Origin of the sequence: Chromobacterium vaccinii, from assembly GCF_000971335.1 — a bacterium.
GTDB classification, from domain to species: Bacteria; Pseudomonadota; Gammaproteobacteria; order Burkholderiales; family Chromobacteriaceae; genus Chromobacterium; species Chromobacterium vaccinii.
Genome location: NZ_JZJL01000017.1, coordinates 65,881 through 92,601, shown reverse-complemented (window position 1 = coordinate 92,601; position 26,721 = coordinate 65,881). Strand labels below are relative to the sequence as shown.

Below are 26,721 nucleotides of genomic sequence, written 5' to 3'. Positions count from 1 at the left end.
GCAATGATTACGACAGCGCCGGCCGTCTGACCGCCGTATCCAAGAACGGCATCCAGACCGTCCGCTACGAACTGGACGCCTACGGCAACCGGGTGAAAGAGTGGGACGGCAACAACCACCTCACCAGCCGCGAGTTCGACGCGCTGGGCCGGGTGCATAAGGAAACCCACGGCGAGGGCGACGCCACCGTCACCGACTACGACGCCTTCGGCAACGTGGTCAAGATCACCGACCCGCGCGGCAACGCCGGCTATTTCTACTTCGACGCGCTGGGCCGCCGCATCCTGCAGGTGGACCCGGAAGGCGGCGCCACCCGCACCGACTATGACGCCTTCGGCAACGCCAGCGCCGTCACCCGCTACGCCAACGCCATCGATCCGGCCACCTTGCAGATCGGCGTCCTGCCGACCGTGACCGCCGACGCCAAGCGCGACGCCGTCAGCCGGATCGACTACGACGCGCTGGGCCGGCAGATCCGGATCACCGACGCTGAAGGCGGCGTCGAAAGCATGACCTACGACGCCTTCGGCAACAAGGCGACGTACACCAACCAGCTGGGGGCGGTGTTCAGCTACGACTACGACGCCGCCGGCCGAGTGCTGAAGGAAACCGGTCGCGACGGCGCGACCGTGCTCAGCGTCAAGCGCTTCGAATACGACGCCTTCGGCAACCGCACGCTGCAAGTGGAGGCGGAAGGGCAGCTGGAACAGCGCACCACCCGCTACGGCTACGACAGCCTGAACCGCCTGATCAGCCAGCGCGGCGATGTCGCGCATACCTACACCCTGACCGGCGCAGATCTCAAACCGCTTGAGGCGGATGTCGCCCCCACCGAAACCCGCCGTTACGACGCGGCCGGCAACCTGGTGGAATTCGTCGACGCCAATGGCAACGTCACCCGCACCGCCTACGACAGCCAGAACCGCAAGGTGAGGGAGCGCAACGGCGACGGCTACGTCACCACCTGGGCCTACGACGGCGCCGGCAATGTCACCGAGCAGCGGGTGTACGCCACCGCGGTGGGCCTGCCGGCCGACGGCAGCGCGCCGCAACCTGCGGACGGCAACTGCCGGATCACCAAGTTCGAGTACGACAACAACAACCGGCTCAAGCGCACCATCGTGCCCAATCAGACGGTTGGATTGCGCAATGCCGATACCGGAAACTACGACATCAGGGTGAGAGACTTGGTCACCAGCCACGGCTACGACGCTAACGGCAACGTGGTGAAGGAGACTGATGCTCGCGGCAACAGCGTATGCCGCTGGTTTGACCGTGCCGGCCGCAAGCTGCTGGAAGTGGACGCCGCCGGTTATGCGGTGGCCTGGGACTATAACAGCGCCGGCAAGCCGATCCGAGAGACTCATTACGCCGCCGCTGTTGGTGTACCCGCTGATAGCGACACGTTGGACATGGTTCGAGCTAAGTTGAAGCCGAATGCCGGTGATGACCGCATCAGCGAATTCGACTATGACCGCATGGGCCGAGTGGCGGAAGAGCGCCGGCTGAATGCGCAGCTGTCCGCCGACGATGGCGTCAGCGACGCCCGCGGCACGGTGCGCACCCAGTACCACTACAACCAGATGGGCCTGGTCGACCAGAAGACCGACGCCAAGAACGGCGTCACCGACATCGGCTACGACAAGCTGGGCCGCGAGACTCATCGCGAAGAAGCCGCCTTCGCCAATCAAGCCGGCCAGATGGTGCGGCCGGCCACCGACACCGGCTACAACGGCCTGGGCCAGGCGACGCAGGTGCGCAAGGCCGGCGTCAATGGCGTGTTCAGCGAAACCCACTACGGCGCCGGCGGCCGCGCCGACTGGACGAAGGACGCCGAAGGCAATGTCACCTGGTACGACTACGACGCCGTCGGCAATGTCAGCCGCACCCGTCGCGACCGCAAGGAAGCGGCCGGCGGCCAGGACGTGACGCTATACGCCTACACCGCCGCCAAGCAGCAGAGCGTCAAGCAGGACGCCGGCAGCGGCCTGATCAGCGAAACCCGCTACAACGCCTGGGGCCAGGTGACCAACAAGCGCACCAGCCTCAACCGCCAGGGCGACTGGCAGGAGTTCAGCGAATACGACGGCGCTGGCCGACTGACCCGCGGCAACGCCGGCGGGGTGACCAAGCTGTATAGCTACGACGCCAACGGCAATGCAACGCTGACGATCGAATCCGGAGGCGAAAGCGGCGACGAGCTGCGCGGCATGAGCCTGGATCAGGCGATGGCACTGGTGGCCAAGCGGACCGACTCGAAAGCGCCGATGGACAATCTGCGTTTGACGGTGAGCGACTACGATGCGCGCAACCAGCATATCGCCACTTACCAACCGACAATGGTGAACGCGCGGCAGACGTCCCAGGTGCAGGTGGAACCGTGGATCAGCACTAAGCCGCAAACCGGGATGGGTGATGTGGTGACGGTGGGGCCGATTGCGCAGAAAGGCGGAGTCGAGACCAATCCATTGCAAGGAGGCAGCGTGGATTGGACCTTGCCATTTAATGGCAGTATTACGTTAACGCCTAATGTTAGTGTGTATTGGCTGGATTATTCGAGTGTTGGTAATAGGTATAATGCTTTTTTTAATGGGGTTACGGTTAATTTAAATCTCCCGTATATGAGAGGGTATGATGCGGGAGAATATGAGGTTGAGGTGTCGGTCAGCAATGGGAATGTTGCGCATAGTAATAGTGTAAGATACCCATATGACAGTGGCGGGGGGGTGAAGGTTGTAAATGTAGGGACAGGCGCGTTTATGCTGAAGGGGAAGAATCCACCTGCTGACATTCAGTCGACTTCATTCTCTGTGAGTATCTATAAATATATTGGCACGGGGCAGAGGGTAAAGCTGTTTGGAGGTGGGGGGGTACTGCCTGCAGGCAGCTTGACCTATTCCACGACGGAAGATGCGAGCGGGCCATCGGCCTCTATTGCGACTTCATTTAATAATAGGCAGATTCACTTCAAGAACCAGCCTCAACAAAGCACACGTTTGCTGCTGCTGACTCGACCTGCAGGGGGCAATGCCGGCTGGCGTATCCAGAATGTTCCGGCGATGGCGCAAAACTGGTTTACCCTCGATTGGTCCGGCATGGCGCGCGGTAATTACGAGTTCCGCTATTTCGCCTTGGATGGCAATGGCAAAGTATGGAATGCCCAGCAAGGCAATATGGTACTGAATGATGGAAGCCCATCCATCAGCCAAAGCGGGGCTGCGGTCGATAAGGCCTTTATGTTCGCCGACAACGGCGGCTGGGGCAATGGCTGGATCAATGTCACAGGTCAAGGCGAGACGGCTACTCACGCTTCCATCCGCTTCCGCAGCGTGCCGGGCGGCGCGTGGAGCGCGCTATTCAACTTGAATCCTGCCACATCCAATGGCCCGCTCAATGGCTGGTTCCAGTTCGATCCCGCCAATTTTGGCCTGAAGCCCGGCACGACTTATGAATACGATCTGACCAGCTTCGATGCCAACAACCAGCAGGTCAAGAAGGTTATCGGCAGCTTCCGTCCCGGGGAGCCCGGATCGCTGGCTCAGCCGGTTCCCTGGCAGGACCAGCCGCAAGTCGTTCACATCCGCAATCAGAATCTTGCCGCCGTCAGCGGCAAGGTGCGCTACCGGGTGGCGGGCAGCAACGGCGTATACAGCGAGATGGCGCTGGCGCGCAATCCGGATGGCGCCTTCGACTGGCACTGCGAGGACCTGGCCAACAGTTTGGCGGGCCCCACTGCCTACGAATTCGAGTATCAGGTCTTCGACAGCAACGGCCTGATGCTGAACCGAGCAGCCGGCAAGATCACCTTGGGCGGCGGCGGGGTCACGTTGAACCCGGGCGATCTGCAGGGCCTGGCCTTGCCGCTGTCGGTAACCTTCACGCCGCCGCAGCCCAATGCCGCCACTCTGAATCTGTCCTACCGAATCAAGGGCAGCAACGGCGCTTGGCAGAGCGCGGCGCTGAGCCGTAATCCGCAGGGCGGCTTCCAGTTCAATGTCGACAGCCTGGCTGCCGGTGATTACGAATACCGCTACCAGCTGCGCGACGCCAGCGGAGCCTTGCTCAATAACGCCGATGGCAGCGCCATCGATGTGGCGGGCTATCTGCATCGCGGCGGCCCGAACGACTCGACGACAGCCGGCGTGCTCAACTGGGTGTTGCTGGGCGTATCCAATCATGACGCTACTGTGACCCGTGGCCAGCATTACAACGCCTTCGGCGAGGTGGATAGCGAAACCGACGGCATGGGCGATGTCACCCAGTACCGCTACAGCACCGCCGGCAAGCTGCTGGCCAAACAAGATCCAAAAGTTAGCGCCACCGGCGAGGACGGCAAGGCGGTGGACATCACCCCCTTGACCCAGTACCGCTACGACGCCATGGGCAATGCCGTAGCCACTATCGACGCCAACGGCCACATCAACCGGCAAAGCTGGCTGGCCGGCAGCCAGAACGGCCAGGGCAAGGTGCTGAACGAATGGCATGCCGATGGCGGCGGCAAGTCCATGCGCTATGACGCGCAGGGCAATCTGCGATCCAGCATCGATGAGGTCAACCGCTCCACTACCTACAGTTACGACAAGCTGGGACGGCTCAAGCGGATAGACCGCGCCGGCGGCAGCTACGACGAGTACGACTACGACAGCGCCGGCCAGCGCGTTGCCCATCGCACCACTGCCGACGGCAAGACGGTGTTGGCCGATACCACCCGCTACGACAGCCTGGGCCGGGTGTTGGCGACTGTCAGCGCGGCGCAGCGCGCCACCAGCTACAGCTATCTGTGGGACGCCACGTTCAAGGGGGCGGGCGGCACGGTGGTGGGCGGCTGGCGAACCAGCACCACTGATGCCAATGGCCGGACCATGGTGGATGACGCTAGCCTGTTCGGCCTCAAGCTGCGCCATGTCGACTTGGGCAACCACACTTTCACCTATGCCTACAGTAATGCCGGCCAGCTTTACCTGCAGACTGGCAGCAGCGGGCAAAACATTCATTACACCTACTACGGCAACGGCTACCAGAAGAGCCTGGAGGACAGCGCCACCAACAGCTACACGCTGTACGAGTATGATAAGGATGGCCGCAAGACTTTCGAAGGCTACACCACGCTGAGCCAGCAAAGTCAGCAGGTATATCAGTACGCCGACATCCAGTACGACGCCTTGGGCCGGGTCACTCAGATCCACGATCCCAAGTTCCTCACCCGTTACGAGTACGACGCGGTGGGAAATCGTCGCCGCGTCTACGCCGAATATCGCGACGGCGTGGACGGCAGCGCACAGACGCAGGACAACTGGTACGCCTACGACGCGATGAACCGCTTCACCGTCAGCATGGGCAAGCTGGACAACGGCAAGATCACCCGCGGACCGGCTGGCGGCGATGGGGTGGAAGTGCTGTACGACCAGGCTGGCCAGCGCAAACAGGTCACCAATGCCAAAGACGGAACGGTGGAGCAATATCAGTACACCGACAGCGGCTTCCTCACCGACACCACCATCAACGGCAAGCTGGCCACGCGGCGCAGCAACGATTTGCTGGGGCGAGCCATTGGCTATGCCACTTACCGCTGGGACGGCGACGGCGGACAGAAGAGCAGCGTCAGCTCGGTATATGACGCCGACAGCAAGCTCGTCAGCCAGCAAGCGGATGGCAGCGCCACCACTTTCAACCTGATGGCCGACGGCACGCTGGTCAACACGGTGCAGCGCAGCGGCGATACCACCACCACGACCTATTACGGCTATGAGTGGTGGGACGAAGCCAAGCAATCCACCATCACCGCCCAGCCATACAATCCGAACGCGCCGGGCTGGAAGCAGGGCTATTCCCATCTCACTTATGACGTCAACGGCCACCTGAAGGAGGCGATAGACGAACAAGGCCAACGCAGCCTGCGCTATGTCAACAATGCCCAAGGCCTGGTGCTGAAGCGGGAAGAAGTCGATCGCAGCACCACTTACAAAAAACAGGACTACTACTACCTGGACGGCAAGCAGGTGGGCGCGGTGGGCAACGATGGTCCCAGTCGGGTCGACTACGCCAAGTCGCTGGCGCAGGGTGATCTGGGCAATCGCAAGGACAGCTACCGCAATGGCGCACCGGTCAGCAGCGCCGATTTCGACCAGAACTACGAACCGATCGGCCCCAATTACCCGGCGCAAGCGCCCGGCACGGTGACGGCGCGGGATGGTGACACGCTCCAGGTGATTGCTGCCAATCTGTGGGGCGACAAATCGCTGTGGTACCTGTTGGCCGACGCCAACGGCCTGACTGGCACGGAAACGCTGAAAGCCGGCCAAGTGTTGCGGGTGCCGAACAAGGTCACCAACCTCCACAACAACAGCGGCACCTATCGCGTCTACAACCCAGGCGAGGCGATAGGCGACGTGACGCCGACGCTGCCGGAACCGCCGCCGCCCCCGCCGCCGCCGGGAGGCGGTGGTTGCGGCGGCTTCGGGATGATCCTGATCGCCATCGTCGCCGTCGTGGCGGTGGTGTATTTGGGGCCGATCATCGGGCAGGCGTTGGGTAGCGCTTTCTCGACGGCAGGGACCACGGTTGCCGCAGCTGGAACAGGGGCCGCAACGGGAACGGCGGCGGTCGGGATGACTGCTGCGCAAGTGGGCGCTGCGGCTGCCGCGGGCACACTCAGCGGCGGCGCATTGGTGGGCTATGCCGCCGGCTATGCGGTGGCTGGGGCGATAGGGTCCTTGGCTAGCCAGGGCTTGGCGATGGCGCTGGGGATGCAAAAAGGCATCAATTGGGGGCAGGTGGGCCTGTCCGCCGTGGCATCCGGCATGGGGGGCGGGTTTGCCGCCAGCGGCGCTTTCGGTACGGGTGCTTTGGCCATGGTCGAGCGCGGCATGGCGATCAGCGCGGCGACACAGGGCGTGGCGATGGCCACCGGGATGCAAAAGTCGTTCAGCTGGACATCGGTGGCGGCTTCCGGCGCTGCGGCGTGGGCTGGCGGCAGGATCGGAAGCCTGGGGGGAGCGGACCCTGCCTCGCAAATGAGCTATGGCACGTTGGCAGGAATAGCGGGTGGGACGATTCAGTCAGTGTTGGGCGAGGATCATCGTCCGAATTGGGGGAGTCTGGCGGCCAGTTCGTTTGGCAATGCGGTGGGTAGCGTCTTGATGGCGGATGGGTCGGCGCAGCGGCAGAAATTGCAGCAGGATGGTTTTACTTCTTCCGAAGAGCCGAGTCTTGCCAGTGTTCTCAATGATGGCGTTGTGGGTGATGCGAGCAGCTATGGGGCAAACAGTGCTAAGCCAAGTGTCTATGCACGGAATATGAGTAGAGGAGGATTGCTCACGCCTGTAGATGGAGCAAGGCAAGATACTGGTGTTCAGCCGAACGAATTGTTGCTAAATGGGACAATTGTAGGGCCGGGCCAGGGTGAAATGGTCATCGTTACGGGTACGCGACCATGGTGGGGGCGTCAGTTCTGGAATTGGACAAAGTCTGCTGCCGAGTCGCTTGGAAATCTCCTGCAGGGAGCAGGGGAACGAGCAGGGGAGCTTGCTCATGGCATTCAGTCTTTTGCGACTGACCAGATATATGCAACTGGTTATGCTTTGACGCTTGGCAGGATGGATGATAGAGGAGCGCTTGCCCGTAATCGGGCGTTCATTGAGAATTTGCCAAACGTTCCGGGGCAGTTGGCATCTCAATTCAATGATGTGATGTACTATGGAGCGCATCCGGGCGAGCAAAGTGCATATGGTTGGGGCAGGGCAGTGGTCGATGTTGCTTCCATCATCGTGCCTGAGCTGCGCCTGGGCCGGGCCGGAGCCTTGTCGGCCAGTGTGGGTGGTAGAATGCTGGTGGCGGATAGTCTTGAGGCGACGAGCCCGACAGTGGGTCGGATGGCTTGGAAGTATCTGCCAATGACGAGGCCAGCTAGCATTATGCCTGATGTCCTGTTAGCGCCTGGGGTGGAACGTGTTGTGGGGGATGTTCCAAACAGTACTGTAAATCAGGGAATATTCGGCGCACGTGGGCCATACAGCGGTCGCCCATTTGAACCTAGTGAAGCTGGCGGCCCACTTCGGGATCTGACAACCGACAACATCAAGGTAACTGCTCGGGGTATTGAGATTGTTGAGAAACATACTTCTCGATTTGGTCCTGATGAGGGTAATGGTTTCATGATTGATCGTTTGCGAAAAATCGCTGGGGGCAGAGTTGAAGCGACGCAATATGACTTAAATTATTACAGCCACGAATTGCGAGAATATACGAGATACAGAAGGCTTGGATGGGAAGTTGGTCAGCCGAGTGATCCAATGGCTGCGCGTGATTTATGGAATAATACCCACTCGGCAACTCTTGAGGAGTATCGTTTGAGAGATGGACAGCTGTATCACCCGGAGGCTCCGCAATGATCATCGAAGCCGAGAAATTGATTCTTGAGCTTGTTTTGAAAAATGATGCCAATTGGACGTGGTATCAACTAGAAAGGGCAATTAGTCGTTTAGGAAAAGGTGGTGATGTTGATGTGGCCAAAGTGGCTGAGTCTCTGGTGGAAAAGGGGATGCTGCAATCTCTGGCGGATCAGAGGTACCCTCATCCGGTTTATAAAATTACGGAAGTTGGTAAGGCTATGTTGCTCTAGGGCTGCACGGTGCAATCGTAGGGCGCGACACGCGGCTATCAGGGCCGTAGGTTGGGCTGAGCTTGCGAAGCCCAACTTTCACCGCGATATATGGCGATCAATATTTATGGGGCCATGAATTTTCTTGGTAAGCGTTGGGCTTCATTTCATTCGGCCCAAACTACGGTTCTGGTCGCGCGGTCAAAGCCCAAGAGCCTGTCTGGCCTGCCAAGCTGAGTCGGATCGTGAAGGCTCCGACGTTACCCCGGTATGGACTCCAGCATGGAACTCGGAGCGGGAAAGTGGGACTGAGACTTATCCGCTACCTAGGTCTGGAAACTATGTCCCGCTCCTTGAAATCCCTGTTGGTCGTGGTCACGCTGTTGGCTGCTGCCGGGTTGGCCTGCCTGGGCGCGGCTGGTTTGATTGGCTCCCATGTCGACGCAAGCGGCGTGCTGCGCGAACCCTTTGCGCTGATTGCCGGCGGCAGCTTGCTGATCGTCGCCAGCGCCGTTGTCGCCGCCGGCTATTTGTTGTGGCAAGGGGTGACGGCTTGCTTTGCCCGCAAGCGCAGGCTTTACCGCTAAGAGCTGCTGACAAAATGCCTGATGCCGCGTTGCGATGACTTGTCGTGCGCAAGTGCTGTCTGTATCGGCGTGTTTTGCCTCAGGCCCTGCTCTGGGCTTGGTTGGCTAAGCTAAGCGCGGCAGAGCGTTGGTCGTGATGCTCGCATCCTTGTCGTATGACTCGTTGCCTGCTTGGGCGAGGCTTGAGCCAGACATCCCGCGTGATTTCCCTGCGCCCAGGCGCGGCTTTCGAGCTGTCTCAAGCTTGATTGACAGGTCGATGGCGATGTCCTCCAAGCTGTCTAGACACCACCCGGACCGAGGCCGAATGCCTGCTGGCAAGCCGTTCATCGCGGCTTAATCATTTGTTCTGCGGAACTTCACAATAAAAACGATTTACCCCATTGCCTGCCATCGTGGCGCGCTGCACAATGGGGTAACAAAAATTTAACCGCCGCGTTGGCGTCAGCCGCGCGGCGGTCACGATTCGGACTTAGGACAGACTCGGGAGATTTCCAGGCCCGTAGGTTGGGCTGAGCTTGCGAAGCCCAACTTTCACCGCGATATATGGCGATCAATATTTATGGGGCCATGAATTTTCTTGGTAAGCGTTGGGCTTCATTTCATTCAGCCCAAACTCCGGTTCTGGCAGCGCGGCCAAGGCCCAAGAACCGGTCTGCCCTGCCAAGCCGAGCTGGATCATGAGGATTGATGGGGGGCGGTATGGACTAAAGCATGGAACTCGGAGCGGGAAATCGGGACTGAAGGTTTATCCGCTACCTAGGTCTGGAATTATGTCCCGCTCCTTGAAATCCTTGCTGATCATTGTTGCGCTGTTGGCGGCTGCCGGATTGGCCTGTCTGGGCGCCGCCGGTCTGATGGGTTCCCATGTTGACGCGAACGGTGTGCTGCGCGAACCCTTTGCGCTGATTGCCGGCGGCAGCTTGCTGATCGTCGCCAGCGCCGTTGTCGCCGCCGGCTATTTGATGTGGCAAGGGTTGGCGGCCTGCTTTGCCCGCAAGCGCAGGTTTTACCGTTAGGCGCAGCTAACAAACGCTTGATACTGGCTTGTGCTGCCTTGGCGGCACTGCTGGTACTGCCTGCGTCGGCTCGCCTTGTCTCAGGCGTTTCGCCGGGTTTGGTTGACGGGCCTAAGCTTGGCAGACGGTTTGTCGTGATGCCGCGTATTCTTGCCGCATGGTTCCCTCTCTAGCTAGGCGAAGCTTGAGCCAGACATTCCGCGTGATTTCCTCAGCACTCAGGCGGGGTTTTCGAGTGGTCCCAACCTTGATCGACAGGTCGATGGCGATGTCCCCCAACTGTCTAGACACCCCGGGCCAAGGCCGAATGCCTGCTGGCACGCTGTTCATTACAGCTTAATCATTTGTTCTGCGGAACTTCACAATAAAAACGATTTACCCCATTGCCTGCCGTCTTGGCGCGCTGCACAATGGGGTAACAAAAATTTAACCGCCGCGCCGGCGTCAGCCGCGCGGCGGCAACGATTCGGACTTAGGACAGACTCGGGAGATTTCCAGTGAGAGTAGGCTTTGTAGGCTGGCGCGGCATGGTGGGTTCCGTGCTGATGCAGCGCATGCGCGAGGAAAACGATTTCGCGGTGATCGCGGAGCCGGTGTTCTTCACCACCTCCAACGTCGGCGGCAAGGCGCCGGACATCGGCCGCGACGTGCCGCCGCTGAAAGACGCCGGCGACATCGATGAGCTGAAGGCGATGGACGTGATCGTCACCTGCCAGGGCGGCGATTACACCACCGAGGTGTACGGCAAGCTGCGCGCCGCCGGCTGGAAGGGCTACTGGATCGACGCCGCCTCCACGCTGCGGATGCAGGAAGACTCCATCATCGTGCTGGACCCGGTCAACCGCGCGCTGATCGACCAGGGCGTGGCCAACGGCGTCAAGGATTACATCGGCGGCAACTGCACCAACTCCATCATGCTGATGGGCATGAACGGCCTGTTCCGCGAAGGCTTGGTCGACTGGGTGTCCTCGATGACCTACCAGGCGGCTTCCGGCGGCGGCGCCAACCACATGCGCGAATTGCTCAAGGGCATGGGCGCGATCCACTCCACCGTGGCCGACGAGCTGGCCACGCCGTCGTCCGCCATTCTGGAAATCGACCGCAAGGTGGCCAAGGCCATCCGCGAGGACGTGCCGACCGAATACTTCGGCGCGCCGCTGGCCGGCGGCTTGATTCCGTGGATCGACAAGCAGCTGGATAACGGCCAGTCCAAGGAAGAGTGGAAGGGCCAGGCCGAGGTCAACAAGATTCTCGGCACCTCCAGCGTGGTGCCGGTGGACGGCCTGTGCGTGCGGATCGGCGCGATGCGTTGCCACAGCTTGGCGCTGACCGTGAAGCTGAAGAAGGATCTGCCGCTGTCCGAGATCGAATCCATCATCAAGTCCGGCAACGACTGGGTGAAATGGGTGCCGAACGATCGCGAGATTTCGGTCAAGGAGCTGACGCCGGCCGCCATCACCGGCGGGCTGGAAGTGGGCGTCGGCCGCGTGCGCAAGATGAATATGGGCGGCGAGTATCTGTCTGCCTTCGTGATCGGCGACCAGCTGCTGTGGGGCGCGGCCGAGCCGCTGCGCCGCATGCTGCGTATCCTGATCGAGCGCTGACGGGTAGAATAGGCGCGAGCCTGGGCCGGCTTTGCCGGCCTTCACAGCATTCAAGGGCACTTCGGTGCCCTTTTCGCATTGCAATGCCGGCGCGGAAGACGCCGCCGGCGGTAACGATAGGAACAAGTTATGTCGACTTCTTTGCAGATCGCCGTTGTGGGCGCCACCAGCCTGGTGGGCCAAGCCGTGCTGGAACTCCTGGCCGCGCGCAGCTTCCCGGCCGCCCGCGTGTTCGCCGTGGACACCGTCGAGCAGGACGGCAGCACCGTATCGCTGGGCAATCTGGAGCTGGACGTGCACATGGTGGACGAATTCAACTTCGAGAATGTCGGCCTGGCCATTTTCGCCGCCGGCGGCGACATCTCGCGTCAGTATGTTCCGCAGGCGCGCGACGCCGGCGCCGCGGTGGTGGACTTCAGCTCCGCCTTCCGCGGCGACGCGGGCGTGCCGCTGGTGGCGCCGGCCATCAACGCCCTCGAACTGGAAGACCTGGGCCGCGCGCCGCTGGTGGCCGTGCCCAATTGCACGGTCACGCCGCTGGCGTTGGCTTTGGCGCCGCTCGCGCCGCTGGGCATCGCCCGCGTGACCGTGGCCACCTACCAGGCGGTATCCGGCAGCGGCCAGAAGGCGATGGAAGAGATGGCGGAGCAGACCACCGCGCTGTTCTCGCACCGCGACGCGGAAGTCAGCGTCTACGCCAAGCGCATCGCCTTCAACGTGCTGCCGCAGATCGGCGACGTGGACGATAACGGCGATTCGGAAGAGGAACGCTCGGTCCGCGACGAGACCGCCCGCCTGCTGAAGCTGAAGCCTGAACAACTGGAAGTCACCTGCGCCCGCGTGCCGGTGTTCTTTGGCCATTCCTGGGCGATTCAAGTCGAATTGCATGAAGAGTTTGACCTCGAACAAGCGCGGACACGCCTCAAGGCGGCAGGATTGCAGGTGGTCGGCAGCGAGCAGCATGGCGGCTACGTGACGCCGATGGAGGCCACCGGCAACGAGATGGTGTGGATCAGCCGACTGCGCAAGCAGGGCAAGACGCTGAGCCTGTGGGTATCGGCCGACAACGTCAAGGCCGGCGCGGCGCTGCACTGCGTGCGCATCGCTGAAATCCTTGCTGGGCAAAGCGCCTTGATGTAATTGACGCGCACGGCATGCCTAGCCGGCATTGGTTGTGAAATCTAGCTAAACGACGTGCAAGGGCCTAAGATTGCAACAGTTGCACACTCATCCCGAAGGGATGGGCGCCGATAACATATGATAATGCGACCGTGCCGGAAGGTAGACAGTGAGAAATCAGGGAAAAATCAAGCTTGGCGTGCTATTGATCGGCCTGGCGTACTCTGCGTGCGCCTGGTCTGGTTTGGGGAAAATACATGTTCGCTCCAATCTGGGCGAACTATTGAAGGCCGACATCGAGATGACCGGCGTGCAGCCGACGGAGCTTGACGCCGTCAGGGTGGGGCTGGCGGGCATCGAAACCTTCCAGGCCTTGAATGTCGATTACGCCAGTTCCTTGTCTTCCTTGCGCTTCGCGCTGAGCCCCAATACGCGCGGCGCGATGATACGCGTCAGCTCCACTCAGCCCATCAACGATCCCTATCTGCGTTTCGTGGTCGAGGCCAAGGCGCCGTCCGGCCGCTCGGTCCGCGAATATACGGTGCTGCTTGACCCCGCCAACTATACGGCGCAAAACATCATCCAGGACGTGCCCAGCTATGCCGACAGCGACCAGGCCAGCCGCTATCGCCAGGCTGCTCCAGCCAAGACGGCGCCTGCCGCGCCGCACGAGCTGACGGTGCGCCAGGGCGCCACGCTGCGCTCCTTGGCGGCCAAGGTCAAGCCCAAGGGCGCGTCGTTGCGGCAGGTCATGGCCGCCTTGGTTCAGGCCAATCCAGATGCTTTCGCCGATGGCGACGTCAGCCATCCCAAGCCAGGCTCGACGCTGCAAGTGCCATCCGCGCGCAAGATGCGCGCGCTGTCGGCCAGCCAGGTGGCCGGCATTCTGGGCGAACCCGCACCGGTGGCGCAGGCTTCGTCTGCGGCCAGCCAGGCCAGCGCGCCTGCGGGCAAGGGCGGCGATGTGCTCAAGCTGGCGCCGGGAGACGGCTCGGACAACGCCAAGCTCAACGACCTGCAGCAGCAGATCACGGCCCGGGAAAAGGCTCTGCAGGACGCCACCACCCGCATCGCGGCGCTGGAGCAGCAATTGAAAGCGTTGCAGAGCAGCCTGCAAATGCCGGGCGCCAAGCTGGAGTCCATTCCGCCCGCTGCCGCGTCGGCGCCGCCCAGCGCCTTGATGGCGGCGAGCGCTCCGCATGAGGCTGTCGCGGCCAGCGCGCCCAAACCAGTGGAAAAACCCCATCCCAAGCCGCCGGCCGCGCACCCCGCGCCGCCGCCGCCGCCATCGCTGATGAGCAGGGTGCTGGGGTATCTGCCGCTGATCGGAGGCGGCGTCGCCGGCGTAGGCTTGCTGGGGTTGCTTGGCGTCATGATCGCCAGGCGGCGCAAGGGGGCTGACGAGAATGCCGGCAGCGCCGCGCTAGGCCGCAGCACGGTGGCTGGGCATGACGTCAATGCCGCGAGCGGCAGCAATTCCTTCATGAGCAACTTCACCCAGGCCGCCGGCGCCATCGACGCGGCGGAAGTCGACCCCGTGGCGGAGGCCGAGGTGTACATCGCCTATGGCCGCGATCAGCAGGCCGAGGAAATCCTCAAGGACGCGCTGCAGAAGGATCCGTCGCGCCATGAGGTCAGAATGAAGCTGATGGAGGTGTATGCGGCCAGGCCGGATGTCGCAAACTTCGAGCGGCTGGCCAAGGAGATGCATGCCGCCTTCGACGGCAAGGGCGCGCTGTGGGCCAAGGCGGCGGCCCTGGGCCGAGCCATCGATCCGGGCAACGCCCTGTATCAGGCGGATGCCGGCGAGCCGGAGTCCGCGCCTGCGACAGCGGGCGGCGAGGTGATAGATCTGGATCAGGAGTTGTTCGGCGACGAAGCGCCCGCGGCCATCGAGGCCGCGCCGGCGCCGGCATCGCCGGTCGCGGAGGAGGCGGATCCGCTGGCGGCGTTGTTCGATGCGCCGCCTGGCGGCGATGCGGTGCCGGAGCCGGAAGCCAATGCGCTGGATTTCGATCTGGACGCCATGTTGACGGCGGAGCCCGAGGCGGGCGAGACCAAGGCGCCGGAGCCGGAGGCCAATATGCTGGACTTCGATTTCAATCTGGATGCCGCGCCGGCGGTGGAGGCCAAGCCGGCGGAGGCCCCAGGCGCAACCGGGCTGGAGTCCTTGTACGAGGACATGCTGGCGGAAGAGCCTTCGGCGGCAGGGGGCGCGCAGCCTGCCGACTCCGCCCCGAACGAAGCGAAAGCGGAAGGCGTGTCGGTGATGGACGACCCCTTGGCCACCAAGCTGGATCTGGCCAAGGTTTACCTGGACATGGGCGATCGCGAGGGCGCGCGCGAGGTTTTGCAGGACTTGCTGGGCGAGGCTCAGGGGCAGCTCAAGGAGGAGGCCCAGGCATTGCTCGATAAGATCAGCGCCTGATGAATTGCCCGCCGCGAGGCAAAAACCGTCTGCAGCCATGCGCTCAGGCGGTTTTTTCATGCTCGGATTTTTACGCGGCGGATGGCGAATCGCGAGAGCGGGAGCCTGGTTTCATGACGCGGGCAATTGGTTTTTCATTTTGGCTGAATTGGAAATGCCACGCGTTTGCTTGCCGTGAAGGCATCGAATGCGTCAGCCGCGCCTAGGCAAAAAGCGTAAAAAGATGGGAAGGGAAATTCTGTTCTTTGGATGCCGGGGGATTTGCATGCGCGGCGAGCGGATGCGTTGGCGGATGGTTTGCCGGCGGCGCTGCGGCGGGCGTTTGGAACGCCCGGAGTCCGGTATTGCATTTCGCATGGGATTGTCAGGCGAAAGTGCTATAAGGTTTAATTATGCGTTTTTGCAAAACGCCGGCCGCCTTGATGGATAAGGGCCTTCGGAGCAAAAGGTGGGTATTTTTCCGCCGGGCCGGGTTGTATCATGCATGCAAGAAGATTGGGAACATCAACGATGGCTGCAAACTTTCGCAAGACAGGCTTGGCGCTGCTGCTGGCGGGCATGGGAAGCATTTACGCGGCGCATGCGGGATTGGGGCCGATACGCGTGCTTTCGGCGGACGGAGAATCGTTCGCCGCTGAAATACCGGTCGTCAACGAGGATATCGAAGACCTTGCCCAGGTGAATCTGGCTGATCGCAACAGTTATCCGCTGCTTTCCCCTTACAGCGGTTCCGCGCCGGTTTTGCATTTCAATCTGGTGCGCAGCAGCGATGGCCGCATCAGCAAGGTGCAGGTCAAAGGCCCGGCGAGCTTCGGCGAACCCTTGTTGCGCTTCGCGGTGGAGGTGCGCTGGCCTGCGGGCAGCCTGGTTCGCGAGTTCGAGGTGGATTACAAGCGCGATGGGCCGCGGCGCAAGGCGCCGGCTCCCGCCGACGGGGACGACGACAAGCGCCATGCCGCGACGCCGGACCAGGGTTCCAGGCTGGACGGCGCGGGTTTGGGCGATATCCGCGTCAGCTCCCGTCTGGGAGAGTCGCTGATCGCCGAGCTGCCTTTGCTGGGCGGCGCTTTCGACAAGTCGGAGCAACTGCGGGTGGCGATTCTGCCGGATGCCGCGCAAGGCGTGGCGATGAAGGAGCAGCTGTCGCAAGTCGCGTCCATTTCGCATCAACTGGATCGTTCGGCCAGCGGGCACCGCGTGTTGCGGCTGTCGTCGTCGATGCCGATCACCCAGCCGAGGTTGTCGTTCCGGATCGAGGTGGTTGCCGGGAATGTCAGGGCGCAAAAGACTTATAGCCTGACGCTGGACGGCACAGCGGCCAAGAGCGGCGCGGATGCGGCCAGATCCGTCGCCAAGCCGGGGGCGAGGCCTGCCGGCTCTGAGGCGGCGTCTAGCGGCAAGACCTACCAGGTGAAAAGAGGCGATACCCTGTCGGGAATCGCCATGAAGATGAGCGGCCAGGCGCGCGGCGAGGATGTGGCCGGGCGGCTGTTGCGGGACAACCCCGAGGCCTTCGTCGACGGCGACGCCAATCGCCTGCTGGCGGGCGCGGAGCTGCATTATCCGAGCGGCTGGACGATGCCGGAAGCGGCGAAGGGCGCGGGCAAGCAGGAGGAGGCGAAGGACGCCGCCAAGTCGGGCAGCATGGCCAAACTGCTGGCGGAAGGGCATCAGGCCGATCTGGCGAAGTCCCACCCGGCCAAGGCGGCGGCCCAGCCTGAAACCAAGCCGGCGGCGAAGCCCGTTCCGGAGTCGAAGCCTGCCGCCCAGACGGCATCATCGCCGCAGGCGCTGGCGGCCGAGCGCCGCATGCGCGACATGCTGATGAAGCAGGAGCAGGCGCTGAAGCAGACCGAGCAAAGAGCCAGGGCGCTGGAGGAGAAGATTCGCTCGCTCCAGCAAGCCAAGAGCAAACCCTCTGCCGCATCCGCGCCGTCCGCGGGCGTGGCGGCAGCCGGCAAGCAGGAGGGCGTCAAGCCGGCGCCAGCCGCGCCCAAGCCCGCAGCCGAAAAGCCCGAGGCGCAGGCCGCTCGGAAGGAAGAGCCGCCGGAGACGCCGGCAGTCAAGCCGGAGGTTCCAGCTTTGCATGGGCCGCCGGAACTGCTTCAGTCTCCCGAGAGCAGGCACGAGCCGGTCATGCCGCGTGAGGCGGCGCCTCCGTCTGCGCCAGCGCGCGGCGCGACGGCCGCCGGCCCGATGGCGGCGTTGAGCGACCGGGATGTGCAAATCAAGCTGGGCGGCGCGGCCGCCGCGCTGGGATTGGTGGCGCTGCTGCTGATCCGCCGTCGCCGCGCCGCCGCCGCTGGCCAGGACGCTGGCGGCGGCGCAGGCAATGACGCCGAATCCGCCAAGATGCAGTTGAAGCCGCTGACCTCGCTGATGAGTTCGTTGAAGAGCGATGAGGGCATAGACCTGGGCGCCGTCGACGTGATGGCCGAGGCTGAGGTCTATCTGGCTTATGGGCGGGACGACCAGGCTTTGCTGATTCTGCGCGAGGGCCTGGCGAAAGAGCCCTTGAGGCAGGATCTGCGCTACAAATTGCTGGAAGTGCTGGCGGCCCAGCCTGACAAGGAGGCGTTCATCGAGGAGGCTGTCGCCACCCAGGGCATGTTCAGCCAGGACAGCACCCTGTGGCAGCGGGTCAGCGAGCTGGGCCGCGCCCAATTGCCCGATCATCCCATGTTCGCCAGGGCGTCCGGCGCGGAGCCGCAAATCGCCGCGCCCAAGGCCGCGGCGCCCGAGCCGCGCCCCGCGATAGCGGTTCCTCCGCCCGAGGTTCCGGCGGCCGCGCCTGTCGCCGCGAAAGCGCCTCCCGCTCCGCCGCCGGCAATGGAGGCGCCGATCGAGGGGACCGAGGATGTCGAGAAAATGGAGCTGGCCAAGCTCTATATGGAAATGGGCGACAAGGAAACCGCCGAGCTGTTGATGCGTGAGGCCCAGCACGGCCGCTAAGCGCGTGGGCGGGAGTGGCCAATGGCACCGGTTTCGGCCGGTGCCATTTGTTTTTGTATTGAGGCGACGCGTGTGGCGCAAACCGGGCCGGATAGGATAAAGTGGGTGCTTTATCGCTCTGGGCGAGGCTTTGCCCGGCCGGTGCGTGGCAATGAATGGATGAGTGGGTATGAGAATCGCGCTCGGCATCGAGTATGACGGTCGGGCGTTCGCCGGCTGGCAGACCCAGCCGCACGGCAACACGGTACAGGACAGGCTGAATCAGGCATTGGGGCAGATCGCCGGCAACCGCGAAGTGGCCACCCACGCTGCCGGCCGCACCGATGCCGGCGTGCATGCCGCGATGCAGGTGGTCCATTTCGATACCGATGCGACGCGTCCGCTCAATGCCTGGGTAAGAGGCGTCAACGCTTTGCTGCCGCCCGAGGTGGCAGTGGTGTGGGCGCGCGAAGTCGGCGACGAATTCCATGCCAGGTTCTCCGCGTTTTCCCGCAGCTACAGCTATTTCCTGCTGACCCATCCGGTCCGCTCCTGCCTGCTGGCGGGCAAGGTGGGCTGGTATCACCAGGCGCTGGATGTGGCGGCGATGCGCGAGGCGGCGGCCAGGCTGCTGGGGCGGCATGATTTTTCCAGTTTCCGCGCGTCGGAGTGCCAGGCGAAGTCGCCGGTCAAGGATCTGCAGCAACTGGATATCGTCGAGTCCGACGGACTGCTGCGTTTCGATTTGAACGCCGACGCCTTTCTGCACCACATGGTGCGCAACATCGTCGGCGCGCTGCTGTACGTAGGCAAAGGGGCGTTGAGCCCTGACGACATGCAGGCCTTGCTGGCGGCGCGCGACCGCACCAGCGCGCCGCCCACCTTCATGCCGGATGGCTTGTATCTGACCGGCGTGGGTTATCCGGATGAGTTCGCGCTGCCGTCCCGCTGCGAGGCGGCGCGGCTCAGGCTGCGCTGAAGTACAACCCTTATCGAGCGGGGCACAGGACATCGTGGTCAGAATCAAGATTTGCGGCATCACCCGGCCGGAGGACGGCGCCGAGGCGGCCCGCCTGGGGGCGGACGCCGTCGGACTGGTGTTTTACGACAAGAGCCCGCGCAATGTGTCGATTGAACAGGCGCGCGCGGTGATCGCCGCGCTGCCGCCCTTCATCAGCGTGGTGGCCTTGTTCGTCAATCCCGAGCGCGAGTGGGTGGAGCGGGTGTTGGCCGGCTGCGCGATCAACGTGCTGCAGTTCCACGGCGAGGAGAGCGCTGAGTTCTGCCGCGCTTTCCATCGGCCTTACCTGAAGGCGGTGAGGGTGAAGCCGGGCGTGGACCTGCTGGAGTGGGCGGGCCGTTATCCCGATGCGCGGGGCCTGCTGACCGACGCTTTCGTCGAAGGCGCGCACGGCGGCACCGGCGCCACTTTCGACTGGACCCTGTTGCCGGACGATCTGCCCTTGCCGCTGATCCTGTCCGGGGGGCTGGACGAACAGAACATTATCGAAGCCGTGCGCCGGGTGAAGCCGGCCGCGGTGGACGTCTCCAGCGGAGTGGAGGCGTCCAAGGGAATCAAATCCGCCGCCAGAATGGCGGCCTTCATATCAGGAGCAAGACATGGATCGGTATGATTTTCCGGATGCGCAGGGCCATTTCGGCCCTTACGGCGGCGTCTACGTCGCCGAAACCTTGATGGTGGCGCTGGATCAGCTGAAAGAAGAATACGCCCGCGTGAAGGCCGATCCGACGTTCTGGCAGGAGTTCCATCATGAACTCAAGCATTATGTCGGCCGCCCCAGCCCGGTCTACCATGCCAAGCGCTGGTCCGAGCAGTTGGGCGGCGCGCAGATCTGGTTCAAGCGCGAAGACCTGAACCACACCGGCGCCCACAAGATCAACAACGCCATCGGCCAGGCGCTGCTGGCCCGCCGCATGGGCAAGAAGCGCGTGATCGCCGAAACCGGCGCCGGCCAGCACGGCGTGGCCACCGCCACCGTCGCCGCCCGCTACGGCATGGAGTGCGTGGTGTACATGGGCGCGGAGGACGTCAAGCGCCAGTCGCCCAATGTGTTCCGGATGAAGCTGCTGGGCGCCACCGTGGTGCCGGTGGAGTCCGGCTCCAAGACGCTGAAGGATGCGCTGAACGAAGCTATGCGCGACTGGGTGACGAATGTCGATTCCACTTTCTACATTCTCGGCACCGCGGCCGGCCCGCATCCGTATCCGATGCTGGTTCGCGATTTCGTATCGGTGATCGGCGCGGAATCCAAGATCCAGATGCCGGAGGTGATAGGCCGCCAGCCCGATGTGGTGGTGGCTTGCGTGGGCGGCGGATCCAACGCGATCGGCATGTTCCATCCCTATATCGACGTGCCGGGCGTGCGCATGGTGGGCGTGGAGGCGGGCGGCCACGGCGTTTCCAGCGGCAAGCACGCGGCGCCGATCTCCTCCGGCGCGCCGGTGGGCGTGCTGCACGGCTCCAAGAGCTATCTGATGCAGGACGCGGACGGCCAGGTCATCGAGACCCATTCGGTATCGGCCGGGTTGGATTATCCCGGCGTGGGGCCGGAGCATTGCCACCTGAAAGACATCGGCCGCGCCGAATACGTGTCGATCGACGACGACGAGGCGCTGCGCGCCTTCCACGACTGCTGTCATCTGGAAGGCATCATCCCGGCGCTGGAATCCAGCCACGCGCTGGCCTGGGCCGCCAAGGTCGCGCCGACCATGGGCAAGGACCAGGTGATTCTGGTCAATCTGTCCGGCCGCGGCGACAAGGACATCAATACCGTTGCCGGCCTGGCCGGCATCACGCTGTGAAGGGGGCGAGAATGTCACGCATTGCCAACTGTTTTGCCGAGCTCGCGGGCAAGAAAGCCCTGATTCCGTTCATCACCGCGGGCGATCCCCATCCCGGCCTGACCGTGTCGCTGATGCACGGACTGGTGGAAGGCGGCGCCGACATCATCGAGCTGGGCGTGCCGTTTTCCGACCCGATGGCCGACGGCCCGGTGATCCAGCGCGCGTCCGAGCGCGCGCTCAAGCACAAGGTGGGTTTGCGCCATGTGCTGGAGATGGTGGCCGAATTCCGTCGCGACAACGCAACGACGCCAGTGGTGCTGATGGGCTATCTGAATCCGCTGTGCGCGATGGGCTATACCGAATTTGCCGCCCGGGCCAAGGCGGCCGGCGTGGATGGCGCGCTGACGGTGGATTGTCCGCCGGAAGAGGCCGCCGAGCTTCAATCCGCGCTGGATGCCCAGGGTCTGGACACGGTGTTCCTGGTGGCGCCGACCACGCCGCCGTCGCGGGTGGCGGAAATCGCCAAACTGGCGCGCGGATACGTCTATTATGTGTCGCTTAAAGGCGTGACCGGCGCCGGACATCTGGACATTGAGGATGTAGCGCGTAAAATTGCTGCCCTCAGACAACAATTGCCGCTGCCGATAGGCGTGGGCTTCGGGATTCGCGACGCCGCGACTGCCAAGGCCATCGCGGCCGCCGCCGACGCGGTGGTGGTGGGCAGCAGGCTGGTGCAGGAAATTGAGGCGGCGACACCCGAAACTGCCAGAGAGCAGCTAACTCGTCTGGTAGCCGAATTGAAGGCTGCCATCCGCTAGAACACAGACGGGGGCGCATCGCCCCCGTCGCAATGTGGCCGGAGATATCCGGACACCCAGATTCAAGGAGTCAGCATGAGCTGGTTGAACAAGCTCCTCCCGCCGAAGATCAAGCGCGAAAACCGCGCCGACAAGCCTTCGGCGGTACCGGAGGGGCTTTGGAGCAAATGCCCGGAATGTGAAGCGGTACTGTATTACACCGATCTGGAAAACAACCTCCAGGTCTGCCCGAAGTGCAGCCACCACCACCCGTTGTCGGCGCGCCAGCGCCTGAACTTGCTGTTGGACGAAGAGGGACGGCGCGAAATCGGCGAAGAAGTGCGGCCGGTGGACATCCTGAAGTTCAAGGACAGCAAGAAGTACCCGGACCGCCTCACCGCCGCCAAGAGCGACACCGGCGAGGATGACGCGCTGGTGGTGATGCAGGGCAGCATCCATTCGCTGCCGGCGGTCGTGGCCGCGTTCGAATTCAAGTTCATCGGCGGTTCGATGGGCTCGGTGGTCGGCGAACGCTTCGTGCGCGGCGTGCAGGCCGCGGTGGAAGCCAAGGCGCCGTTCATCTGCGTGTCGGCCTCCGGCGGCGCGCGGATGCAGGAGGGCCTGAATTCGCTGATGCAGATGGCCAAGACCAGCGCCGCGCTGCAACTGCTGACCGAGCACAAGCTGCCCTTCATTTCGGTGCTGACCGATCCGACCATGGGCGGCGTGTCCGCATCCTTCGCCTTCCTGGGCGATGTGGTGATGGCCGAACCCAAGGCCCGCATCGGCTTCGCCGGCGCCCGAGTGATCGAGCAGACCGTGCGCGAAACGCTGCCGGAAGGCTTCCAGCGCGCAGAATTCCTGCTGGACAAGGGCGCGGTGGACATGGTGGTGGATCGCCGCGAGCTGAAGCGCAAGATCGCCGGGATGATCACGCTGCTGATGAAGGAGCCTGCCGCTGTTTGAGCGGCTCGCGCCTAATCTATCCAATGCCGCCTTCGGGCGGCATTTTCATTTTGGGCGGCAGCCTTGCAGCGCGTTGTTGAACTTGGGCAGGAATTGCGGGCCTTCGCGGTCGAGGAAGGCTTTGCCGAAGTAGAGGCCCATCGGCAGCGCTTCGGCCAACTCGCTGCGCAGCTCTGTCTGCAGCCCCAGGCGGGCGATCAGCGCGTCCACCGCGTAGCTGTTGCCCAGCACGGCGTCCACCCTGCGGGATTGCAGCATGCGCAGCAGTTGTTCGCTATTGCCCGGGGTGGCGCTCAGGCGATAGCCGTGATCGCGCAGCCAGATATCCATATTGGAGCCGCTGAAGGCGGCGATGCGCGCCTGGCGTTTGAATTCGGGGCTGGAAGGCGACAGCGGGTTGGCTTTCAGCAGATACCAGCGCCGCTCATAGGGGATCAGGGGGCCGGAGAGTGTCGCGTAACGGTCCCGCTCTTCGGATTGCGTGGCGGCGAAGAAACCATCGGATTGCAGATGCTGGACCTGCCATTGCGCGCGGGGCCAGGGCAGGAAGTCCAGGGTGTAGGGGCGCTGCATCTTTTTCAGCGCGCAATCGACGACCTGCACCGCCAGGCCGTCCGCCTGGCCGTTGTCGCGAGTGAAAGAGAGGGGAGGCTGCAGATGGGTGGCGAGGCGGATGGGCTCTGCCGGAAAAACGCAGGGCGCGGCCAGCAGCAGGCTGGCCAGCAGAAGCTTGTGCGTGAGCGCATGCGGCATGGCGCGTTCCGGTTCGCGGGAGGTCCCGCTTCTTCTTAGCGTAAGAAGACGGCGGCGGAGATTACAAGTAATTTCTCTCGCCGCCATGATTCGTCGCAAGCGGCGCTAGTCGGCCTGGGCCAGCGCTTCCAGTTGTTCCTGCACGTCCATCCATTCCTCTTCGACGACTTCCAGCCGCCCCGCGACTTCGCCCTGGCGCCGCACGCTGTCGGCCAGTTTCTGCTTGTTGGCGTCGTCATAGGCGTCACTGGACGACAGGAAGGTTTCCAGCTGGCTCTTTTCCCGCGACAGCTTGTCCATTTCTTGCTCCAGCTTGGACAGGCGGCTCTGCAAGGGTTTGCGCTGCTTGGCCAGCTGTTGGCGCGCCTCGGCCTCTTGCCGTTTCTGCTCCTTGCGGTTGACTGTTTGCGCGTCGCCGTCCGATGGCTTGCCGTTTTCCGCCAGTTGGGCGAGGCGCCACTGGCGGTAGTCTTCCAGATCGCCGTCGAACGGCTGCACCTTGCCGCCGCTCACCAGCCAGAACACGTCGGTGGTGGACTCCAGCAGGCTGCGGTCGTGGGATACCACGATCAGCGCGCCGGTGAAGTCCTGCAGCGCCAGCGTCAGCGCGTGGCGCATCTCCAGATCCAGATGGTTGGTCGGTTCGTCCAGCAGCAGCAGGTTGGGCTTTTGCCAGACTATCATCGCCAGCGCCAGGCGCGCTTTCTCGCCGCCGGACATCGGGCCGACGGGGTCGGTGGCCGCGTCGCCGCGGAAGTTGAAGCCGCCGAGGAAGCTGCGCAGCTCCAGCTCGCGGGTGGTCGGCGCCAGGCGCTGCATGTGCTGCAGCGGAGATTCGTCCGGCCGCAGCGTTTCCAGCGTGTGCTGGGCGAAGTAGCCTATCTTCAGCATCTGCGCGTTGATGCGCTCGCCGGTCTGCGGCGCCAGGTCGCTGGACAGCAGCTTCACCAGCGTCGATTTGCCGGCGCCGTTGACGCCCAAGAGGCCGATGCGCGCGCCGGCCTCCACCGACAGGCTGATGCCGGACAGTATGGTCTTGTCGCCGTAGCCGGCGCTGGCCTTGTCTAGCTTCAAGAGCGGGTTGGGCAGGTGCTCGGGGCTGTCGAAATGGAAATCGAACGGCGAAGCGGAGTGGGCCGGCGCGATCCGCTCCAGTTTTTCCAGCGCCTTGACGCGGCTTTGCGCCTGGCGCGCCTTGCTGGCCTTGGCCTTGAAGCGGGTGATGAACGATTCCAGGTGGGCGATCTGGCGCTGCTGCTTTTCGTACTCGCCCTGCTGGCGCGCCAGTTTCTCGGCGCGCATCACTTCGAACTGGCTGTAGTTGCCGGTGTACAGCGTCAGCGTCTGGTTGGCCACTTCCACCGTGTGGCTGCAGATGGCGTCAAGGAAATCGCGGTCGTGCGAGATCACCAGCAGCGTTCCCGGGTAGGCCTTCAGCCAGTCTTCCAGCCACAGCACCGTTTCCAGGTCCAGGTGGTTGGTCGGCTCGTCCAGCAGCAGCAGGTCGGAGCGGCACATCAGCGCCTGGGCCAGGTTCAGCCGCATGCGCCAGCCGCCGGAGAAGCTGGCCACCGGGCGCTGCTGGCCTGCTTCGTCGAAGCCCAGGCCGGTCAGCAGCTTGCCGGCGCGGGACGGGGCGGAGTAGGCGTCGATATGGGCCAGCTCGCCGTGCAGATGGCCGATGGCGTTGCCGTCGTGCTTGTCTTCCGCGATGGCCAGCTGGGCTTCCAGCGCGCGCAGCTCCTTGTCGCCGTCCAGCACGTAGTCGAGCGCGCTGCGCTCCAGCGCCGGCGTTTCCTGCGCCACGTGGGCGATGGTCCAGTTGGGCGGCAACAGCATGTCGCCGCCATCGGCGTGCAATTCGCCCAGCAGCATCGCGAACAGGCTGGACTTGCCCACGCCGTTGGCGCCGGTCAGGCCGGCCTTGTAGCCGGGGTTCAGCGTCAGGTTGGCGCCGATCAGCAGCTCTTTCAGGCCGCGGCGCAAGCTGAGGTTCTTCAGTTGGATCATATTCTTCTGGCCGCCCGCTTGTGCGGGCGGCGTATGAGTTCGGTTTAAACCGCCGGCAGGCTGGACAGGTCCCAGCGCGGCTTGATGGTGAAGCCGCCGGCCGGCTCGGCGAATTTGAGGCGCATGGCGCCGGCGAAGGCGATCATCGCGCCGTTGTCGGTGCACAGCGCCAAGGGCGGGTAGAACACCTCGAAACGCTTGCGCGCGGCCGCTTCGTCCAGCGCGGCGCGCAGCTGCTTGTTGGCGCCGACGCCGCCGGCCACCACCAGCCGCTTCATGCCGGCTTGCTTCATCGCGGCCAGCGATTTCCTAACCAGCACTTCGACGATGGCTTCCTGGAAGGCGCGGCAGATGTCCATCCGCGTCTGTTCGTCCAGTTCGCCCTGCGCGGACTCTTGCTGTCGCACCAGCGTCAGCACCGCGGTCTTCAGGCCGGAGAAGCTCATGTCAAGGTTGCCGGAGTGCAGCATCGGCCGCGGCAGGGTGAAGCGGTCCGGACTGCCGGATTCCGCCAGTCTGGACAGCAGCGGGCCGCCGGGATAGGGCAGGCCGAGCAGTTTGGCGGTCTTGTCGAAGGCTTCGCCGGCGGCATCATCCACCGTTTCGCCGAGGATTTCGTAGTCGCCGACGCCGCGCACCGCCATCAACTGGGTGTGGCCGCCGGAAACCAGCAGCGCCAGGAAGGGGAACTCGGGCTTCGGATCTGCCAGCAGCGGAGACAGCAGGTGGCCTTCCAGATGGTGGACTGGGATCACCGGGATGTTCAGGCCGAAGGCCAGCGCGTTGGCCATGCTGGCGCCCACCATCAGCGCGCCGCCCAGGCCGGGGCCCTGGGTGTAGGCGACGGCGTCCAGATCGGCCAGCGTCTTGCCGGCGTCGGCCAGGCAGGCTTCGGTCAGCGGGATGGCGCGGCGGATGTGGTCGCGGCTGGCCAGCTCGGGCACCACGCCGCCGTACTCGGCGTGCATCGCCATCTGAGTGTGCAGCTGATGGGCCAACAGGCCTTGTCGGGTGTCGTACAGCGCGACTCCGGTTTCGTCGCAGGAGGATTCAATGCCAAGTACCAGCATGGGTGCAGCTCGGAATATAACGGGACAATCTTT

At 63.4% G+C, this 26,721-nt stretch carries 16 protein-coding genes; 13 read left to right on the top strand and 3 right to left on the bottom strand.

Features of this window, described 5'->3' with window-relative positions; genetic code table 11:
- Positions 1-92 precede the first annotated feature (92 nt).
- The 13 genes from VL52_RS10600 to accD all read left to right on the top strand — a co-directional run bounded on the left by VL52_RS10600 (position 93) and on the right by accD (position 22,855).
- On the top strand, positions 93-8,390 hold the full coding sequence (locus tag VL52_RS10600) for a LysM peptidoglycan-binding domain-containing protein (protein ID WP_235429278.1): 8,298 nt from the start codon (positions 93-95) through the stop codon (positions 8,388-8,390).
- Positions 8,387-8,620: a hypothetical protein gene (locus VL52_RS10595; RefSeq protein WP_046157000.1), complete on the top strand. Its 234-nt coding sequence runs from the start codon at positions 8,387-8,389 to the stop codon at positions 8,618-8,620. Before VL52_RS10600 ends, VL52_RS10595 begins: the two co-directional genes overlap by 4 nt.
- A gap of 350 nt (positions 8,621-8,970) precedes the next feature.
- The gene (locus tag VL52_RS10590) at positions 8,971-9,186 is read left to right on the top strand and encodes a DUF3955 domain-containing protein (RefSeq protein WP_235429279.1); all 216 of its coding nucleotides are present in this window, start codon (positions 8,971-8,973) and stop codon (positions 9,184-9,186) included.
- A gap of 785 nt (positions 9,187-9,971) precedes the next feature.
- On the top strand, positions 9,972-10,205 hold the full coding sequence (locus tag VL52_RS10585) for a DUF3955 domain-containing protein (protein ID WP_235429277.1): 234 nt from the start codon (positions 9,972-9,974) through the stop codon (positions 10,203-10,205).
- A 497-nt stretch (positions 10,206-10,702) separates the two neighbouring features.
- Positions 10,703-11,809, top strand: coding sequence for an aspartate-semialdehyde dehydrogenase (asd, locus tag VL52_RS10580; protein ID WP_082113706.1), 1,107 nt, complete (start codon positions 10,703-10,705; stop codon positions 11,807-11,809).
- A gap of 129 nt (positions 11,810-11,938) precedes the next feature.
- The gene (locus VL52_RS10575) at positions 11,939-12,949 is read left to right on the top strand and encodes an aspartate-semialdehyde dehydrogenase (RefSeq protein ID WP_046156996.1); all 1,011 of its coding nucleotides are present in this window, start codon (positions 11,939-11,941) and stop codon (positions 12,947-12,949) included.
- Between the two features lie 148 nt (positions 12,950-13,097).
- The gene (locus VL52_RS10570) at positions 13,098-15,356 is read left to right on the top strand and encodes a motility hub landmark protein FimV (protein WP_499679384.1); all 2,259 of its coding nucleotides are present in this window, start codon (positions 13,098-13,100) and stop codon (positions 15,354-15,356) included.
- A gap of 510 nt (positions 15,357-15,866) precedes the next feature.
- Positions 15,867-18,308 (top strand): type IV pilus assembly protein FimV, encoded by a 2,442-nt coding sequence (locus tag VL52_RS10565; RefSeq protein WP_046156995.1) that lies wholly within the window; start codon positions 15,867-15,869, stop codon positions 18,306-18,308.
- 169 nt (positions 18,309-18,477) lie between these two features.
- Entirely contained in the window at positions 18,478-19,266 is a 789-nt protein-coding gene (gene truA, locus VL52_RS10560) for a tRNA pseudouridine(38-40) synthase TruA (protein WP_046156994.1), read from the top strand.
- Positions 19,267-19,297: 31 nt separating this feature from the next.
- Entirely contained in the window at positions 19,298-19,921 is a 624-nt protein-coding gene (locus VL52_RS10555) for a phosphoribosylanthranilate isomerase (protein WP_046157011.1), read from the top strand.
- A complete protein-coding gene (gene trpB / locus VL52_RS10550; protein WP_046156993.1) occupies positions 19,908-21,110 on the top strand; it encodes a tryptophan synthase subunit beta in 1,203 nt (400 codons plus the stop codon). Before VL52_RS10555 ends, trpB begins: the two co-directional genes overlap by 14 nt.
- Positions 21,111-21,121: 11 nt before the next feature.
- Positions 21,122-21,910 carry a tryptophan synthase subunit alpha gene (gene trpA / locus VL52_RS10545; RefSeq protein ID WP_021476003.1) on the top strand — a complete coding sequence of 263 codons (789 nt, stop codon included), beginning with the start codon at positions 21,122-21,124 and terminating at the stop codon, positions 21,908-21,910.
- Positions 21,911-21,985: 75 nt separating this feature from the next.
- Complete coding sequence (accD, locus tag VL52_RS10540) at positions 21,986-22,855, top strand: acetyl-CoA carboxylase, carboxyltransferase subunit beta (protein WP_021476004.1); 870 nt, start codon at positions 21,986-21,988, stop codon at positions 22,853-22,855.
- Between the two features lie 45 nt (positions 22,856-22,900).
- Here the strand turns inward: accD and VL52_RS10535 are convergent, their stop codons facing one another.
- The 3 genes from VL52_RS10535 to tsaD all read right to left on the bottom strand — a co-directional run bounded on the left by VL52_RS10535 (position 22,901) and on the right by tsaD (position 26,688).
- The gene (locus VL52_RS10535) at positions 22,901-23,608 is read right to left on the bottom strand and encodes a substrate-binding periplasmic protein (RefSeq protein ID WP_046156992.1); all 708 of its coding nucleotides are present in this window, start codon (positions 23,606-23,608) and stop codon (positions 22,901-22,903) included.
- Positions 23,609-23,713: 105 nt separating this feature from the next.
- Complete coding sequence (locus VL52_RS10530; RefSeq protein ID WP_046156991.1) at positions 23,714-25,618, bottom strand: ATP-binding cassette domain-containing protein; 1,905 nt, start codon at positions 25,616-25,618, stop codon at positions 23,714-23,716.
- A gap of 44 nt (positions 25,619-25,662) precedes the next feature.
- Entirely contained in the window at positions 25,663-26,688 is a 1,026-nt protein-coding gene (gene tsaD / locus VL52_RS10525; RefSeq protein WP_046156990.1) for a tRNA (adenosine(37)-N6)-threonylcarbamoyltransferase complex transferase subunit TsaD, read from the bottom strand.
- Between the last annotated feature and the right edge of the window lie 33 nt (positions 26,689-26,721).

Excerpts from the sequence above, each read along its gene's own strand:
- VL52_RS10595 (WP_046157000.1), top strand. The coding sequence starts at position 8,387 with ATGATCATCGAAGCCGAGAAATTGATTCTTGAGCTTGTTTTGAAAAAT.
- VL52_RS10575 (WP_046156996.1), top strand. The coding sequence starts at position 11,939 with ATGTCGACTTCTTTGCAGATCGCCGTTGTGGGCGCCACCAGCCTGGTG.
- VL52_RS10565 (WP_046156995.1), top strand. The coding sequence starts at position 15,867 with ATGGCTGCAAACTTTCGCAAGACAGGCTTGGCGCTGCTGCTGGCGGGC.
- truA (WP_046156994.1), top strand. The coding sequence starts at position 18,478 with ATGAGAATCGCGCTCGGCATCGAGTATGACGGTCGGGCGTTCGCCGGC.
- trpB (WP_046156993.1), top strand. The coding sequence starts at position 19,908 with ATGGATCGGTATGATTTTCCGGATGCGCAGGGCCATTTCGGCCCTTAC.
- trpA (WP_021476003.1), top strand. The coding sequence starts at position 21,122 with ATGTCACGCATTGCCAACTGTTTTGCCGAGCTCGCGGGCAAGAAAGCC.
- accD (WP_021476004.1), top strand. The coding sequence starts at position 21,986 with ATGAGCTGGTTGAACAAGCTCCTCCCGCCGAAGATCAAGCGCGAAAAC.
- VL52_RS10535 (WP_046156992.1), bottom strand. The coding sequence starts at position 23,608 with ATGCCGCATGCGCTCACGCACAAGCTTCTGCTGGCCAGCCTGCTGCTG.
- VL52_RS10530 (WP_046156991.1), bottom strand. The coding sequence starts at position 25,618 with ATGATCCAACTGAAGAACCTCAGCTTGCGCCGCGGCCTGAAAGAGCTG.
- tsaD (WP_046156990.1), bottom strand. The coding sequence starts at position 26,688 with ATGCTGGTACTTGGCATTGAATCCTCCTGCGACGAAACCGGAGTCGCG.